This is a genomic window from Nocardioides sp. P5_C9_2 (genome assembly GCF_054049555.1).
In genome coordinates, this window is the sequence record NZ_JBFUMD010000034.1 from 1 (window position 1) to 14968 (window position 14968).

At 72.9% G+C, this 14968-nt stretch carries 14 protein-coding genes; 7 read left to right on the top strand and 7 right to left on the bottom strand.

Annotated features, from left to right (window positions below; translation table 11 throughout):
* Positions 1–628, top strand: a 628-nt coding sequence (locus ACXJKL_RS03275; RefSeq protein ID WP_457205621.1) for a LysR substrate-binding domain-containing protein, incomplete at its 5' end; no start/stop codon positions are given.
* Positions 629–634: 6 nt separating this feature from the next.
* Here ACXJKL_RS03275 and ACXJKL_RS03280 read toward each other — a convergent pair.
* Together ACXJKL_RS03280 and ACXJKL_RS03285 are read right to left on the bottom strand one after the other, a co-directional pair.
* The gene (locus ACXJKL_RS03280) at positions 635–1078 is read right to left on the bottom strand and encodes a hypothetical protein (RefSeq protein WP_457205622.1); all 444 of its coding nucleotides are present in this window, start codon (positions 1076–1078) and stop codon (positions 635–637) included.
* Between the two features lie 83 nt (positions 1079–1161).
* Positions 1162–2301: a CDP-glycerol glycerophosphotransferase family protein gene (locus ACXJKL_RS03285; protein ID WP_457205623.1), complete on the bottom strand. Its 1140-nt coding sequence runs from the start codon at positions 2299–2301 to the stop codon at positions 1162–1164.
* A 188-nt stretch (positions 2302–2489) separates the two neighbouring features.
* Between ACXJKL_RS03285 and ACXJKL_RS03290 the strand changes: the two genes are divergently transcribed.
* Positions 2490–4262, top strand: coding sequence for a sensor histidine kinase (locus ACXJKL_RS03290; protein ID WP_457205624.1), 1773 nt, complete (start codon positions 2490–2492; stop codon positions 4260–4262).
* A gap of 117 nt (positions 4263–4379) precedes the next feature.
* On the opposite strand, the gene ACXJKL_RS03295 is transcribed toward ACXJKL_RS03290, so the two are convergent.
* Positions 4380–5201, bottom strand: coding sequence for an NAD-dependent epimerase/dehydratase family protein (locus tag ACXJKL_RS03295; protein ID WP_457205625.1), 822 nt, complete (start codon positions 5199–5201; stop codon positions 4380–4382).
* A gap of 96 nt (positions 5202–5297) precedes the next feature.
* Here ACXJKL_RS03295 and ACXJKL_RS03300 point away from each other — a divergent pair, with 96 nt between their 5' ends.
* On the top strand, positions 5298–6671 hold the full coding sequence (locus ACXJKL_RS03300) for an NAD(P)-binding protein (RefSeq protein WP_457205626.1): 1374 nt from the start codon (positions 5298–5300) through the stop codon (positions 6669–6671).
* Between the two features lie 21 nt (positions 6672–6692).
* On the opposite strand, the gene ACXJKL_RS03305 is transcribed toward ACXJKL_RS03300, so the two are convergent.
* From ACXJKL_RS03305 to ACXJKL_RS03320, 4 genes are read right to left on the bottom strand one after another with little or no spacing between them, the layout of a single operon-like run.
* Positions 6693–6944 carry a hypothetical protein gene (locus ACXJKL_RS03305; RefSeq protein ID WP_457205627.1) on the bottom strand — a complete coding sequence of 84 codons (252 nt, stop codon included), beginning with the start codon at positions 6942–6944 and terminating at the stop codon, positions 6693–6695.
* Positions 6941–8347, bottom strand: coding sequence for a sensor histidine kinase (locus ACXJKL_RS03310; protein ID WP_457205628.1), 1407 nt, complete (start codon positions 8345–8347; stop codon positions 6941–6943). The genes ACXJKL_RS03305 and ACXJKL_RS03310 overlap by 4 nt, the downstream gene beginning before the upstream one ends.
* Positions 8347–10002 carry an FAD-dependent oxidoreductase gene (locus ACXJKL_RS03315; RefSeq protein ID WP_457205629.1) on the bottom strand — a complete coding sequence of 552 codons (1656 nt, stop codon included), beginning with the start codon at positions 10000–10002 and terminating at the stop codon, positions 8347–8349. The genes ACXJKL_RS03310 and ACXJKL_RS03315 overlap by 1 nt, the downstream gene beginning before the upstream one ends.
* Before the next feature lie 8 nt (positions 10003–10010).
* Positions 10011–10403: an SHOCT domain-containing protein gene (locus ACXJKL_RS03320; protein WP_457205630.1), complete on the bottom strand. Its 393-nt coding sequence runs from the start codon at positions 10401–10403 to the stop codon at positions 10011–10013.
* Positions 10404–10647: 244 nt separating this feature from the next.
* On the opposite strand from ACXJKL_RS03320, the gene kdgD reads away from it, so the two are divergent.
* From kdgD to ACXJKL_RS03340, 4 genes are all read left to right on the top strand, one after another.
* Positions 10648–11562 carry a 5-dehydro-4-deoxyglucarate dehydratase gene (gene kdgD, locus ACXJKL_RS03325; protein ID WP_457205631.1) on the top strand — a complete coding sequence of 305 codons (915 nt, stop codon included), beginning with the start codon at positions 10648–10650 and terminating at the stop codon, positions 11560–11562.
* A 49-nt stretch (positions 11563–11611) separates the two neighbouring features.
* On the top strand, positions 11612–13138 hold the full coding sequence (locus ACXJKL_RS03330; RefSeq protein WP_457205632.1) for an aldehyde dehydrogenase (NADP(+)): 1527 nt from the start codon (positions 11612–11614) through the stop codon (positions 13136–13138).
* Positions 13135–14457, top strand: a complete 1323-nt coding sequence (locus ACXJKL_RS03335; protein ID WP_457205633.1) for an enolase C-terminal domain-like protein — start codon at positions 13135–13137, stop codon at positions 14455–14457. Before ACXJKL_RS03330 ends, ACXJKL_RS03335 begins: the two co-directional genes overlap by 4 nt.
* A gap of 89 nt (positions 14458–14546) precedes the next feature.
* Positions 14547–14968: hypothetical protein (locus tag ACXJKL_RS03340; protein ID WP_457205634.1), on the top strand; the 422-nt coding region annotated here is incomplete at its 3' end.

Here is a 14968-nt window from a genome sequence, read left to right on the forward strand (position 1 = left end):
CCTCGGCTTCACCGCCGTCTCCGCGATCTCCATCCTCGGCCCGCTGCTGCGCCGGCTGACCGCTGCCCTGCCCGACGTCGAGGTGCTCCTCTCCGAGCGGGTGACCCTCGCGCAGGTCGACGGCATCCGCCGCGGCGAGCTGGACATCGGCCTGGCGCGTCCGCCCTTCGACACCTCGTTGCTGTCCTCGAAGGTCGTCCTGCGCGAGCCGCTGATGGCCGTCGTCCCGGCCGACCACCCGCTGGCCACGCTCGACCGGCCGCTCACCCCGCACGACTTCGAGGGCCAGCCGGTCGTCGGCTACCACCCGCAGCAGTCGCGCTACTTCCACGAGCTGTCGGTGCGCTTCCTCGCCAACGCCCACCCGCGCATCGAGCAGCGGGTCCACCAGGTGCTGACGGCGATGCTGCTCGTGGCCGCCGACCGCGGCCTCGCCCTCGCGCCCGCGTCGGCGACGTCGCTGCAGGTCGAGGGCGTCGTCTTCAAGGACCTCGCCCACGGCGGCGGCGACCTGCGGCTCGATGCCGACCCCGAGCGACCCGTCGAGCTGTACGCCGTGTGGTCGCGGGAGTCGGTGACCCCCGTCGTACGCCGCGTGCTCGACGTGGTCACCCAGGTCGCGGAGTAGCGCTCATCAGTCGATGAACCACGCCATCACCTCCCGGCCCAGTGGTGAGAACAGCCAGGCCAGGGTGCCGACCGCGATGGCCGTGCCCACGAGCGCGGGCGCGGTCTGGCGCAGGTCGCTGGCGGTGATGCCCTGCGCCGTGCGCAGGGCGGCCCACGCCGCCGCGCCGAGCGCCACCGCCGGGCCCAGGAAGTAGGTGACCAGGCCGCCGACGGCGAGGAACGCGCCCGCGATGCCGTCCAGGTCCAGGTCCTGGACGCGGCCGACGACCGCCGGCAGCGGAGGGTCGCCCAGACCGGCGGCGTAGTACGGCAGCAGGAGGAAGAGGCCGTAGGCCCCCGCGCATCCCACCGCCACCAGCAGCGGCGGCCACCCGCGGCGCCTCCACGCCCCTCGGGGGGTCGACGGGACCGACACGTCGATGGGCAGCTGGGAGGCAGGGGAGGTCACGGTGGCGATGCAACCGGTCGGCGGACGAGCGCGGTGCCGTCGGTGGAGGGGAATCCCCACAAAGGATGACCGACGACGCCGGCTCAGGCCGTGATCGCGTCCCCGTGCAGCCTGCTGGCGAGCAGCTGGTCACGCAGCRCCACCAGCTCGCTCACGGCATCGATGAAGCGGGCCGTGCTGTCGCCGACCGCGATGTCGTCGAAGTAGAAGTGCCGCATCGCGCGTCGGGACAGGTGGTGCTCGTCGTGGTCGAGGCGCGCGGCGACCAGGGCGGTGAGGTCGGCGACGTTCGACTCGTCGATCACGTCGGCGCACCGGCTCACCGGCACGTCCTGGCGGAACCGCTCGGTGTCCTGGTGCCGGTCGGTGATGAGGATCGGCGCCTCGGTGCGGAGGTAGAGCCAGTCGAGACCGACCGAGGACACGTCGGTGATCATCGCGTCGCAGTCGGGCATGACGGCCAGGATGTCCCCGCGCAGGACGCACGTGTGGCCGGCGTCGGGCTCGAGGTCGGCGGCCGTGGCGACCATCCGGAGGATCGCGAGGTGGGCCTCCTGCACGTCGGGGGTGAGGCTGGTCGCGATCTTCGGGTGCGGCTTGTAGACGAGTCGTACGTCCGGGACGGCCAGGACCGTGCTCACGATGCGGGTGCCGAGGGTGTCCAGCGAGGTGTAGTCGTTGTAGTCCGCGTCGCCCTCCCATGTCGGGGCGTAGAGGACGGTACGTCGCGTGGTCGGCGCCAGCAGCGGGGCCGGGCGGAGGTCGAGCTGCGGGCGTCCGACCCGCACGAGGCGGCTCGTGTCGAACTCGAGCAGGCCCTCGACGTGGCGCTGCACGGCCGCCTCGCCGGCGACGAGGACGCGGTCGTAGGCCTTGGCGTTGTTGCTCGCCATCGACTGCTTGTCGCTCTCCCCGTGGTTGATGTGCGCGTGCAGCATCCGGCCGTCGATCAGCGACTGGAAGTTGAGCATCGAGTTGTTGCAGTAGAGCGCGACCTTGGCGTCGAGGTCGGCGTACAGGCCGGTGAGCTCGGGGAACCCCGGCGCCGTGAAGAGCGCCAGCGTCGTCCGCTCGCGGAGCAACGACGCGACGTCGGCATCGCGGACCACGATCGCGACCGGGTGGTGGGCGTGCAGGGTCTCGAGGACCTCCAGCCACTGGATCAGCTGGTAGCTCCGCGTGGGGTCGTCCGCGTAGTACGCGAGGACATGGACGTCGTTCACGTACAGATCCTAGGCAACGCGCCCAGCAGGGGACGGCGTTTCACCGGCACGCGCGGCTTGTCATGGACGGCTTGACGCGTTCACGATCGCGACGTGCTCCCCCTCACTATGCTGGGCGATCGCCGGCACACGACGGCGAGGACGATCGACACGGGACGGGAGCGGGTGTGGGGCAGTCTCGGGAGCGCGTGACGGACCCCGCGCAGTCCTGGTCGGACGCCCCGACCCGAGCCTCCCTCCAGGTGCTCGCCGAGGGCGCGGCCGTGCTGGCCGGCTTCGCCCAGTCGGCGATCAGCGTCCGTCGCGGTGACGGGCTGGTGGTCGTGGCCACGTCGGGGCCCGAGCTCGCCGACCTCCACGGCACCTGGCTCCCCGTCGAGGTGCTGGAGAAGGAGCTGGCCAAGGCCGACGTCTGGGGCGACCTGCGGTTCGTGCCCCACGAGCGCGTCGGCGACGAGGTGCTCGCCTACAGCCACGTGCCGGACCTCGAGCCGGTGGACGGTCCCGACGGCTGGCACCCGCTCGACCTCCTCGCGGCCCCGCTGTACGACGCCGACGGAACGCTGCGGGGCCTGCTCACCGTCGACGCGCCGAGCGACGGCCTCCGCCCGGGCCCGCTGCAGCGCGAGGTGCTCGCCAGGTACGCCGGGGTGGCCCGCAGCTCGGTCCTGCTCGCGCTGGAGCGCGAGGAGCTCGCCGAGCGCGTGCGGATGGCGACCGAGGCCCGGCACATGGTGCGCCGGGCCATGGGGGAGCCGTCGCTGGACCTCGTGGTCGCCGCCTGCCGCGGGGCCGTGGTCTCCTCCTTCGACGCCGTCGGGATGTGGCTCTCCGCGTTCCACACCGACGGTGGTCGGTCGAGCACGTGGTTCGCCGAGGGGGGTCAGCCCAAGCCGGTGCTGGACGACCTCGACGAGATCCTGGTGCGGCTCGCCCACCTCTACTGGGCCGACCAGTACGTCGCCGCCTTCTCCGTCGGGCGGACCCACCATCCGGGCATGAGTGACGCGGAGGCCACCCGGCTGCTGGAATTCCTCGACAGCATCCGCATCGGCTCGGTGCTCTTCGTGCCCCTCGGTGCGGGCGTGGAGTGTCTCGGCTTCCTGATCCTCTCGCGCATCTCCGATCACGTGCCGTGGACGGAGATGCAGTGCGAGGCCGCCCTCGACATCGGTCGCGACCTGGGCCGCGCCGTCGCCAACGCGCGCCAGCTCGACACCGAGCGCGCGCTCGTCAACCGGCTGCGAGACCTCGACGGCTATCGCACCGAGCTGGTCGACACGGTGGCCCACGAGCTGCGCAACCCGCTCACGTCGGTGATGGGCAACCTGGAGCTGCTCGAGGAGGAGGGCCTCTCCGACCACGGCCGGCGCTCGGTGGGGTCCGCGATCCGTGGTGCCCGACGCATCGAGGGCGTCATCGACGACCTCCTGACGATGGCCCGCGTGTCGGACCCCGACGCCGTCTTCGAGCCGGAGTCCGTCGACCTGCGGCAGGTCGTCCGCGACGTCGAGGACGAGTGCGCCCACGCGGCGACCGTCCGGTCGATCACCATCTCGACGGCGATGCCCGACGGTCCGGTCGCGGTCCCGGGTCGTCCCGACGAGCTGCACCGGATGCTCGCCAACCTGCTGAGCAACGCCGTCAAGTACTCCGACGACGGGAGCTCGGTCGCCCTCGGTCTCGCCGTCGACGGCGAGGAGGTCGCGCTGCGTGTCGTCGACCACGGGCTCGGCATCTCGGAGGAGGACCAGCACGACCTGTTCCGCGAGTTCTTCCGCTCCCACAACCCGGAGGCGCTCTCCCGTCCCGGCAGCGGCCTCGGGCTCGTCATCGTGGAGCGGATCGTGCGGCGCCACGGGGGACGGATCGACGTCGAGTCCGCGCTCGGTCGGGGCACGACCGTCACGGTCCGACTGCCGGCCCGACGGCCGGGTCCCGACCCCGGCGCTCGGACCTGAGTCACCGGCTGACTCAGCTCGCATGCGTCGGCCCGCTGCCTGCGACCTGAGTCACGGGGTGACTCAGGTCGCACCKGTCGGCTCGACCTCCAGCGCTCGACCACCGGCGATCGACCGTCAGCGTACGTCGGCGTAGCCCTCGCGGTAGCTCGGCCGCGTCGGGCGCCAACCGGTCGCCCGCAACCGGGCGTTGGAGAGTCGCTTGCCGTGTCCCTGCCCCGGGTCCGCCGCCGGCGGTCGTGGCGCCCCGAGCCGTTCGGCGAGGTACGCCGCCACGTCGCCCAGCTGCGCGGGCTCGTCGTCGGTGCCGAGGTAGAGCGACGCCGGCGTCCCGGGACGCGAGAGCAGGTGCACGACCGCGTCCGCCGCGTCGTCGCGGTGGATGCGGTTGGTCCACCGGTGCGGGTCGTCGACGCGGCCCTCGCGCACCGTGTCGACCAGGCGGGTGCTGGGGCCGCCGTAGAGCCCCGAGAGCCGTAGCACGGTGCCGCCGGGCAGTCGTGCGTGGAAGAGCTCCTCGGCGGCCAGCAGCATCCGACCCGGTCCGTCGGCGGGGCGCGGCGGCGTGGCCTCGTCGTCGAGCGGCGGCCGGGTGCGACTCCCGTGCACGGCGGTGGAGGAGACGAGCACGGCTCGTTCCGGGACGGTGCCCGTCGCGGCCACGGCGTCCAGCGCGCGCCGCATCCCCTCGACGTACGTCGTCCGATAGGCCTCCTCGGTCCGCGGCCGGGCGGTCAGGGCGACGACGAGGTACCTCGCGCGGAGGTCGGAGAGGGTCGGCGTCTCGATCGTCAGGTCGACGGAGCGGCCGCGCAGCGGAGCGGGCACGCGGGCGGCTTCGCGCCGCAGCGCGAGCACGTCGTGGCCCCGTCCGGCGAGGCGCAGGCCGATCGCCGATCCGAGGTCTCCGCAGCCGACGAGCAGCACGTCCGAGGTCACGCGTGCACGGTACGCGTCGGGGCGTCCCCCTCCGCCCGCCCGGCGGTGACCGGTCCACCCGTGGACGCCGAGCGCCGCGGGTGCCACCGTGGACGCATGAGCCGCACGCTTCACGTCGACTACCTGGTGGTGGGGGCCGGCGCGGCCGGCATGGCGTTCACGGACGCCCTCATCGACCACGGCGACGTACGGGTGGCGCTCGTCGACCGCCGCCACGGTCCCGGCGGCCACTGGCTCGAGGCGTACCCGTTCGTCCGCCTGCACCAGTCCTCCGCGTTCTACGGCGTCGCCTCGACCCTGCTCGGCGGCGGCCAATTGCAGCGGAGCGGCCCGGAGGCGGGCCTGCAGGAGCGGGCGTCCCAGCCCGAGATCGTCGGCTACTACTCCCGGGTGCTCGACCGGATGCTGGGCACCGGCCGGGTCGAGTTCTTCCCCACCAGCGAGTACGACGGCGGGCGCACCGTCGTGTCCCGCATCTCCGGCGAGACGTTCGAGGTGCCCGCGTCGTGCCGGATCGTCGACGCCCGCTACCTCGCGCCCAGCATCCCGGCCGAGAAGCCGCCCCCGTTCGCCGTCGGGCGGGGCGCCGACGTGCGCCCGGTCAACGACCTCGTCCATCTCGAGGAGGCGCCGAGCCAGTACGTCGTCGTCGGCTCGGGCAAGACCGCGACCGACGCGTGCGTGTGGCTCCTGGCCCGGGGCGTCGACCCCGACGCGATCTGCTGGGTGCGCCCGCGGGACCCGTGGATGTACGACCGGGCACTCATCCAGCCCGACCCCGAGATCTTCACCGGCTTCGTCGCCGACCTCATGCACGCGGCCGCCGGGGCCGAGTCGCTGGAGCACCTGTTCCTCCGGCTCGAGGAGGCCGGGGTCGTGATGCGCATCGACCGCTCGGTGACGCCCACGATGGCCAAGACCCCCACGCTGGCCACCTGGGAGCTCGAGCTGCTGCGGACGATCGAGGACGTCGTACGACGCGGTCACCTCGTGTCCGTCGAGCGGGGCCGGCTGGGCTTCGCCGACGGCGAGGTGGGCATCGCCGACGACGCCGTGGTCGTGCACTGCGCGGCGGACGGCCTGAAGTACCCGCCGCTCGTCCCCGTCTGGGGTCCCGGGACGATCACGGTGCAGCCGATCCGGGCCGGCTTCCCCAGCTTCGGTGCGGCCCTCGCGGGGTACGTCGAGGCGACCCGCGCCGACGACGACGAGAAGAACCGGCTGTGCCCGCCGTCGCCCTACGGCAACTCGATGGCCGACTGGGCCCGGATGGTCGTGCGGGGCACCCGGGCGGCGATGTCCTTCTCGACCGAGCCGGACATCCGGGAGTGGTCGAACGGGGTGGCGCTCAACCCCGCGCGCGTCCCGGACGGCCACCCCGGGTCGCCGGCCCTCGACGCCGCGCGTGCCCGGCTCGCCGCTGACACCGCCCCGGCCGTGGCGAGGTTGACCGAGCTGATGGGTGGCTAGCCCGACCGGAGGCCGGCCCGACTAGAGGTCCTTGCGCACCCACATCAGGTCGGTCGTCAGCCAGTGCCAGACGTCCACGGTGCTGCCGACGCAGCCGCCCAGCAGCTCACCGGCGTCGTCGACGGCGTACGCCGCCACGGGTCTCGCCGGGAGGTTGTCCGGCTCGAACCGCCGACGGATGGCCGCGGACGCCTCCTGGTTGTGCGTGACGAGGCCTTCGGTGACCTCGTCCTCGCGGCCCGGGTCGGGACCGAGCTCGATGTGCCACGTCACTGCGCGACCGTCGATCTCAGCGGCAGGCGCACCCGGACCACGGTGTCCCCGGGACGCGAGTCGATGGCGATCTCCCCGCCGTGCCGCTCGGCGACGATGCGTCGGGAGATGTCGAGACCGAGCCCCGTCCCCCGGCCCACCTCCTTGGTGGTGAAGAACGGCTCGAAGGCATGGGCGGCGACCTCGTCGGTCAGGCCGGGGCCCGTGTCGACGATCTCGACGACGACGGCGTGCTCGTCGGCCGACGTCCGGACCGTCAGGGTCCCCGAGCCCCCCATGGCGTCGACGGCGTTGTCGATGAGGTTGGTCCACACCTGGTTGAGCTCGCCGGGCGACGCCCGGATGACGGGCAGGTGGTCGGCGTAGTCGCGGTGCACGGTCACCCCGCCGTCGCGGAGCTTGTGGCCGAGCATGATGAGCGTGCTCTCGAGGCCGTCGGTGACCCGCACCTCCTGGACGGTCGCGCGGTCCAGCTGGGAGTAGGACTTCACGGCCGAGACGAGGTCGGAGATGCGTCGTGTGGCGTCCTGCGCCTCGGAGATCAGTGAGGTCACGGTGACGGCACTGGCCACCCACTCCAGTCCGGCCTGGAGGGCGGGCCCCTGCAACGACACGGCGGCCCGCTCGCACCAGGCGAGGTCCGCACCGGCGCCGGCCAGCGCGGGGGCGATCACCCAGTCCCGGTCGAGGTCGTGCTCGGCCATCCAGCCGGAGAGCTGGTCCTCGCGGTCGGCCAGGGCGACGCCGGTCGGGACCTCGGCCTGCCCGACCGCGCGGCGCAGCTCGTCGAGGGCGACGAACTGGGCCGCGGTGATCGCGTGCGCGGCGAGCTGGCCCAGCGAGTCGAGGAGGTGGTCGGTGCTCTCCTGGAGGCCGCCCACGGAGCGGACCGCGGCGGATGCCGGGTTGTTGATCTCGTGGGCGAGTCCGGCCGCCAGGGTGCCGAGCGCCACGAGCGCCTCGCGCTGGCGCGCGTTGTGCTCGATGCGGCGTGCCGTCCCGATCAGGCCCCGCAGCAGGTGGACCGCGAAGGGGAACCACGCCTCGCCGTGGGCGCCGAGCTGGTCGGCCCGGAGCCGGAACACCCGGGTCGGCTCCACGACCCGCCCGCTGCCCATGTAGACGCCGTGCTCGTCCCAGGCCCGGAAGCCTCCCGCCCACTGGCCCGGCACGGCCATCGAGGCCATCACGGCCTCCTCGTGGCCGATGCGCCGCACGAGGTCGATCCGCCCCTCGAGCAGCACCCACCAGTCGTCGGCCGGTCGGCCCTCGTCGAAGAGGTGCTCGCCGGCCGCGAAGGAGACCTCGGTGCCGGACGCCGCCAGCTCGCTGACCTGTGCGTCGGTGAACCCGTCGAGGAGGTCCAGAGAGCGCAGCTCGTCGTACAGCTCCGTGCGCACCATCAGGTGCTCGCCAGGTAGCGGTGCACGAGGTAGACCGACATCGCGCCCTCGCCGACGGCGGACGCGACCCGCTTCATGCTGTCGAGACGCACGTCGCCGGCGGCGAACACGCCCGGCACGCTCGTCTCGAGCGCGTAGGGGCCGCGGTCGAGCGGCCATCCGATGTCGGCGCTCGCCGGCAGGTCGGGACCGGTGAGCACGAAGCCGCGGCCGTCCCGCGCCACCGTGTCGCCCAGCCAGCCCGTGCGCGGCGCGGCGCCGATGAAGACGAAGACCCAGCTGGTCTCGACCTCCTCCTCCGCCCCGGTCCCGCGGTCGGCCAGGACGACGGCCTCGAGGTGGCCGTCGCCGTGGGCACCCACGACCTCGGTGTGGAGGCGCACCTCCACGTTGGCCGTCGTGCGGATGCGACTGACGAGGTACTGCGACATCGACGCCTCGAGCGCCTCGCCCCGGACGACGAGGACCACCCGCTTGGCGAAGCGGGCGAAGTTGAGCGCGGCCTGGCCCGCGGAGTTGGCCGCCCCCACGACGTACACGTCCTCGCCGGTGGTCTGGCTCGCCTCGCTCGCGGTCGCGCCGTAGTAGATGCCCCTCCCGACGGCGTCGTCCACGCCGGGGGCCTCGAGCCGGCGGTAGGAGACGCCGCTCGCCACGAGCACCGCGCGGGCCTCGATGTCGGTCGAGCCGTCGAGCAGCACGGCACGGACCGGTCCGCGCGTCTCGAACCCCACGACGTCGCGCGCGAGCACCATCTCGGCGCCGAAGCGCGACGCCTGCGCGACGGCGCGGTGCGTCAGGTCCGCGCCGGAGAGTCCCTTGGGGAAGCCGAGGTAGTTCTCGATCGAGGCGCTCTGTCCCGCCTGCCCGCCGGGCGCGTCGCGCTCCACGACCACGGTCTGCAGCCCCTCGGACGCGGCGTACACCGCGGCGGCGAGCCCGGCCGGCCCGGCGCCGACGATGCACAGGTCGTAGAGCTGCCGCTCGGCGCGGGTGCGGAGCCCGAGCGCGTCGGCCAGCGCGACCGTGGTCGGGGCGCGCAGGGCGACCCCGTCGGGCAACGCCACCACCGGGAGGTCGTCGGCCCCGGCCCCCGCGAGGCCGAGGAGGCGCGTGGCCTCCTCGCTCTGGCCGACCTCGAGCCAGCGGTAGGGCACGTGGTTGTGGGCGAGGAAGGACTTCACGTCGTGCGTGTGCTCCGACCAGCGGTGGCCGACCACCCGGACCTCCGACTCCCGGTCCGGGTGCGCGTGCCCCCAGTCCTGGAGGAGCTCGTCGAGCACCGGGTACAACCGGTCCTGCGGCGGGTCCCACGGCTTCATCAGGTAGTAGTCGAGGGCGATGTCGTTGATCGCCCGGATGGCCACGTCGGTGTCGGCGTACGCCGTCAGCAGCACCAGCTTGGAGTCGGGGGACTGCTGCCGGACCTCGCGCAGGACCTGGATCCCGCTCATTCCGGGCATCCGCTGGTCGGTCACCACGGCAGCGATCGGACGGTCCTTCAGCACCAGGTCCGCCAGGATCTCCAGGGCCTCGCGACCCGAGGTCGCCCGGACCACGCGGTGGCCCTCGCCGTAGCGGGCCCTCAGGTCCCTCGCGACGGCCGCGACGACGGCGGGGTCGTCATCGACCGCGAGGATGGCAGGCTTGGCCACCGGCGCCGTCAGGCGGTCGCGAGCGCCTTGGCCTTCACCTGGTCGAACTCGGTCTGGGTGATCGTCCCGTCGTCGAGCAGCTTCTTGGCCGAGGCGATCTGGTCGACGCTGGATCCGCCGGCGCCCGCGACGGACCGCACGTAGTCGGCCTGCTGCTGCTGGAGAGCCTGCTGCTGCTCGACGTTGCGCTTCGTCATCCCGTCACCGCGGGCGATGAGGTAGCTGAAGACGCCGATGAGGGGCAGGATGATGACGAACAGGCACCAGACCGTCTTGCCCATACCGCCCAGGTCGTGACTGCGGAAGATGTCCGCGAAGATGTAGAACAGGCACATGATCCAGGCGAAGAAGATGAAGAACTCGAACATGGCGAGCAGGAACGAACCGTTGTCGTCGAACATGTGACTGCCTTCCCGGGTGAGTGTTGCCGACCGGAACCGGTCAGCGGGCACACGTGTTGTGCACTCTCATTCGAGCGCGTCGGGTGCGTCGGGGCCTCATCCGTTACGGGTGACTCGTGGAGTGGCGATGCTGTGCGAGCATCATCGAATACAAATTCGGGCTTGGACAGGCATCGTCGCAGCGCCCTAGCGTGAAGCGACCGGCGAGCAGCCGGTGCCTCCGCACAGACGAGAAGGACGCCTCGTGACCGAGTACAGCCCGACCGACCTGGCCGCCCAGCTGAAGAGCGGCCTGCTGTCGTTCCCGGTGACCCACTTCGCCGATGACCTCTCCTTCGACGAGGACGGCTACCGCAAGCACCTCGCGTGGCTCGCGCAGTACCCGGTCGCCGGCCTCTTCGCCGCGGGCGGCACGGGGGAGGGCTTCTCGCTCACCCTCGAGGAGACCGACCAGGTCGTGCGCACCGCCGTCCAGGAGGTCGCGGGCGCGGTGCCCGTGCTCGCCCCGGCCACCGGCAGCACGGCCAACGCCGTCGCCCAGGCCAAGGCGGCCGAGGCGGCCGGCGCGGACGGACTCCTGCTGATGCCGCCGTACCTCACCGAGGCCAGCCAGGCCGGACTCGTCGAGCACGTGAGCCGGGTCTGCGAGGCCACCGGCCTCGGCGTCATCGTCTACAGCCGCGCCAACGCAGTCCTCCGCGACGAGGCCGTCGCGGTCCTCGCCGACCGCAACCCGACGCTGGTCGGCTTCAAGGACGGGGTCGGGTCCATCGAGCAGATGACCCGCACCTACGCCCGCGTCGGGGACCGCCTCATGTACGTCGGGGGCCTGCCGACCGCCGAGACCTTCGCGCTGCCGCTGCTCCAGCTCGGCGTGAGCACATACTCCAGCGCGCTGTTCAACTTCGTGCCGCAGTGGGCCATCGAGTTCTACGACGCCGTCATCGCCCAGGACCGCGACGAGGTCTACCGTCGGCTCAACGAGTTCGTGCTGCCGTACCTCGACATCCGTGACCGCACGCAGGGCTACGCGGTCTCGATCGTCAAGGGCGGCCTCGCCGCCGTCGGCCGCCCGGCCGGCCCGGTCCGCCCCCCGCTGACGGACCTGCGCGAGGACGAGGTCGCCGAGCTGCGCGACCTGATCGACCGCATCTCCTGACGGGGTTCCGGACTCCGCTCGACCACCCGAAGTCGCTTGAGAGGAACGCATGACCAGCACTGCTGAGCAGGCCCGATCGATCATCGCCGGCACCGAGGCGGAGGCCGCCGACGTCGTCGCCGCGACCACCGCCGCCGCCGAGGCGTTCGCGTCGTACCGCGCGACCAGCCCCACCCGGCGTGCGGACTTCCTGGAGGCCGTCGCCGCCGAGATCGAGGCGGACAAGGACGCGATCATCGAGGCCGCCGTCGCGGAGAGCAGCCTGCCGGAGGGTCGCATCACCGGCGAGGTCGGCCGGACCACCGGCCAGCTGCGCATGTTCGCCGGCGTCGTCCGCCAGGGCGACCACCTCGGCGTACGCATCGATCCCGCCATGCCGGAGCGCGCACCGCTGCCGCGTGCGGACATCCGGCAGCGGATGGTGCCGCTCGGCCCGGTCGCCGTCTTCGGCGCCAGCAACTTCCCGCTCGCCTTCTCGACCGCGGGCGGCGACACCGCCTCCGCGCTCGCCGCCGGCTGCCCGGTCGTGGTCAAGGGCCACCCGGCCCACCCGCGGACCGGGGTCCTGGTCGCCCGCGCGATCACCCGCGCGGTCGCGAAGAGCGACCTGCACCCGGGCACCTTCTCGTTCCTCCTCGCCGCCGACGGCTCGAGCGGGATCGRGCTCGGCCAGGCCCTGGTCGGGGACCCGCGCATCGCGGCCGTCGGCTTCACCGGCTCCCGCGCCGGCGGCCTCGCGCTCGTCGAGGCGGCGAGCCGGCGCGCCGTACCCATCCCGGTCTACGCCGAGATGTCCTCGATCAACCCCGTGGTGGTGCTCCCCGGTGCGCTCGCCGAGTCCGACACCACCGCCTTCGCCCAGGCGTACGTCGGCTCGCTGACCCTCGGTGCCGGCCAGTTCTGCACCAACCCGGGCCTGCTCTTCCTCCCCACCGGTGAGGAGGGTGACGCCTTCATGGCGGCCACCGCCGCCGCCGTCGCGGAGGCCACCGGGCAGCGCATGCTCACCCCCGGCATCGCCGAGGCCTACGCCACCGGCACCGGCCGGCTCGCGGCCACCGACGGGGTCACCGTCGTCGCCAGCGGCTCGGACGGCGGCGAGCACGCCCCCGCGCCGGTCGTCTCCGAGGCGCCGGTCGAGCTCCTGCTCCAGGCCGACAGCGCCGTCGCCCACGAGGTCTTCGGCGCCTCCGGCGTCGTGGTCCGGTACGACGACGTGGACGCCCTGGTGCCCCGTCTCGCCGACCTCGAGGGCCAGCTCACGGCGACGGTCCACGCGACGGCCGCCGACAGCGCGGACGCCGCGAAGCTGCTGCCGACCCTCGAGATGCGTTGCGGCCGGATCCTCTTCAACGGCTGGCCGACCGGCGTCGAGGTGGGCCACGCCATGGTCCACGGCGGCCCGTTCCCGGCGACCTCCGACGGCCGCACCACGAGCGTCGGCAGTCTCGCCATCGAGCGCTTCCAGCGCCCGGTCGCCTACCAGGACGTCCCCGCGGACCTGCTCCCCGAGGCGCTGCGCGACGACAACCCGTGGGGGCTGACGCGCCGCATCGACGGGACGCTCCAGGGATGACCACCACGATCGCCCGGATCGACGTCGTCCCGGTCGCCGGGCACGACTCGATGCTGCTCAACCTCAGCGGCGCGCACGGCCCGTTCTTCACCCGCAACATCGCCGTCGTCACCGACTCCGAGGGTCGAGAGGGCCTCGGCGAGGTGCCCGGCGGGGAGGCCATCCGCAGCACGATCGTCGACGCGGCCGAGCTGCTGGTCGGCCAGCCGGTCGCGCGGTTCCGGACCCTGCTGCGCCAGGTCGCGACGCGCTTCGCCGACCGCGACGCCGGGGGACGTGGCCTGCAGACCTTCGACCTGCGCACGACGATCCACGCGGTCACCGCGCTGGAGTCGGCCCTGCTGGACCTGTCCGGCCAGGAGCTCGGCGTGCCGGTGGCCGAGCTGCTCGGCGACGGTCAGCAGCGCACGCGGGTGCCGATGCTCGGCTACCTGTTCTACGTCGGCGATCCCGACCGCACCGACCTGGCCTACCTCCGCGAGCCGGACGGGGCGGACGCCTGGGAGCGCGTGCGGCGCGAGGAGGCGATGACGCCCGAGGGCGTCGTACGACTGGCGGAGGCGGCGCAGCAGCGCTACGGCTTCAGCGACTTCAAGCTCAAGGGCGGTGTCCTCGCCGGCGAGGAGGAGGTCGCCGCGGTCACCGCGCTGCACGAGCGCTYCCCGGACGCGCGCATCACCCTGGACCCCAACGGCGGCTGGCTGCTCGACGAGGCCGTCAGCCTGCTGAAGGGCAAGGATGACGTGCTCGCGTACGCCGAGGACCCGTGCGGCGCCGAGGGCGGTTTCTCGGGTCGGGAGGTGATGGCCGAGTTCAAGCGGCGTACCGGCCTGCGCACCGCCACCAACATGGTGGCCACCGACTGGCGGCAGATGGCCGACGCCGTGCGCACCAACGCGGTCGACATCCCGCTCGCGGACCCGCACTTCTGGACGATGGCGGGCTCGGTGCGCGTCGCGCAGCTCTGCCACGACTTCGGCCTGACCTGGGGCTCGCACTCCAACAACCACTTCGACGTGTCGCTCGCGATGTTCACCCAGGTGGGTGCCGCGGCGCCTGGGGAGATCACCGCGCTGGACACGCACTGGATCTGGCAGGACGGCCAGGGCCTGACGCGCGAGCCGCTGCGCATCGAGGACGGGCACATCGCCGTGCCCCAGACCCCGGGGCTCGGTGTGGAGCTGGACCGCGACCGCCTCGCCGAGGCGCACGCGCTCTACCTCGAGCACGGGCTGGGTGCGCGTGACGACGCGACGGCGATGCAGTACCTCGTGCCGGACTGGAGCTTCGACCCCAAGCGTCCCTGCCTGGTCCGCTGAGTCTGGTCCGCTGAGTCTGGTCCGCCGAGTCCGGGTTCGAGGGCGTCCCGGCGGGGTCGCGCTCACCACGTCTTTGATGGAATGACCCCGTGAGCACCCAGCCGAGACCACGTCAGACCACCTTCGCCGGCGGGATGATCGTCCTCGGCTCCCTCTTCCTTCTCCTCACGGTGTGGGAGTCGATGACGGGCCTGCGCGGGATCGAGTCGCGGGACGCGATCGAGGAGTTCCTGGCGGACGCGCCCGGCAACGGGATGGGCCTGACCGTCGAGGGGACGTTGCAGACCCTGCGCGTCGTCGCCACCGTGGCCGGCGTGTGCGCGGCCGTCTCGGCGGTGCTCGGCGTCTACGCCCTGCTGGGCCACCGCGCCGCCCGGGTCGGGCTGTCGATCCTCGCCGTCCCGATCTTCATCACCGGGATCGTGGCCGGCGGCTTCATGTCCTCGATCGTCGCCGTCGCCGTCGGGCTGCTGTGGCTCTCACCGTCGCGCGAGTGGTTCAGGGGCGAGGC

Excerpts from the sequence above, each read along its gene's own strand:
- ACXJKL_RS03300 (WP_457205626.1), top strand. The coding sequence starts at position 5,298 with ATGAGCCGCACGCTTCACGTCGACTACCTGGTGGTGGGGGCCGGCGCG.
- ACXJKL_RS03310 (WP_457205628.1), bottom strand. The coding sequence starts at position 8,347 with ATGGTGCGCACGGAGCTGTACGACGAGCTGCGCTCTCTGGACCTCCTC.
- ACXJKL_RS03320 (WP_457205630.1), bottom strand. The coding sequence starts at position 10,403 with ATGTTCGACGACAACGGTTCGTTCCTGCTCGCCATGTTCGAGTTCTTC.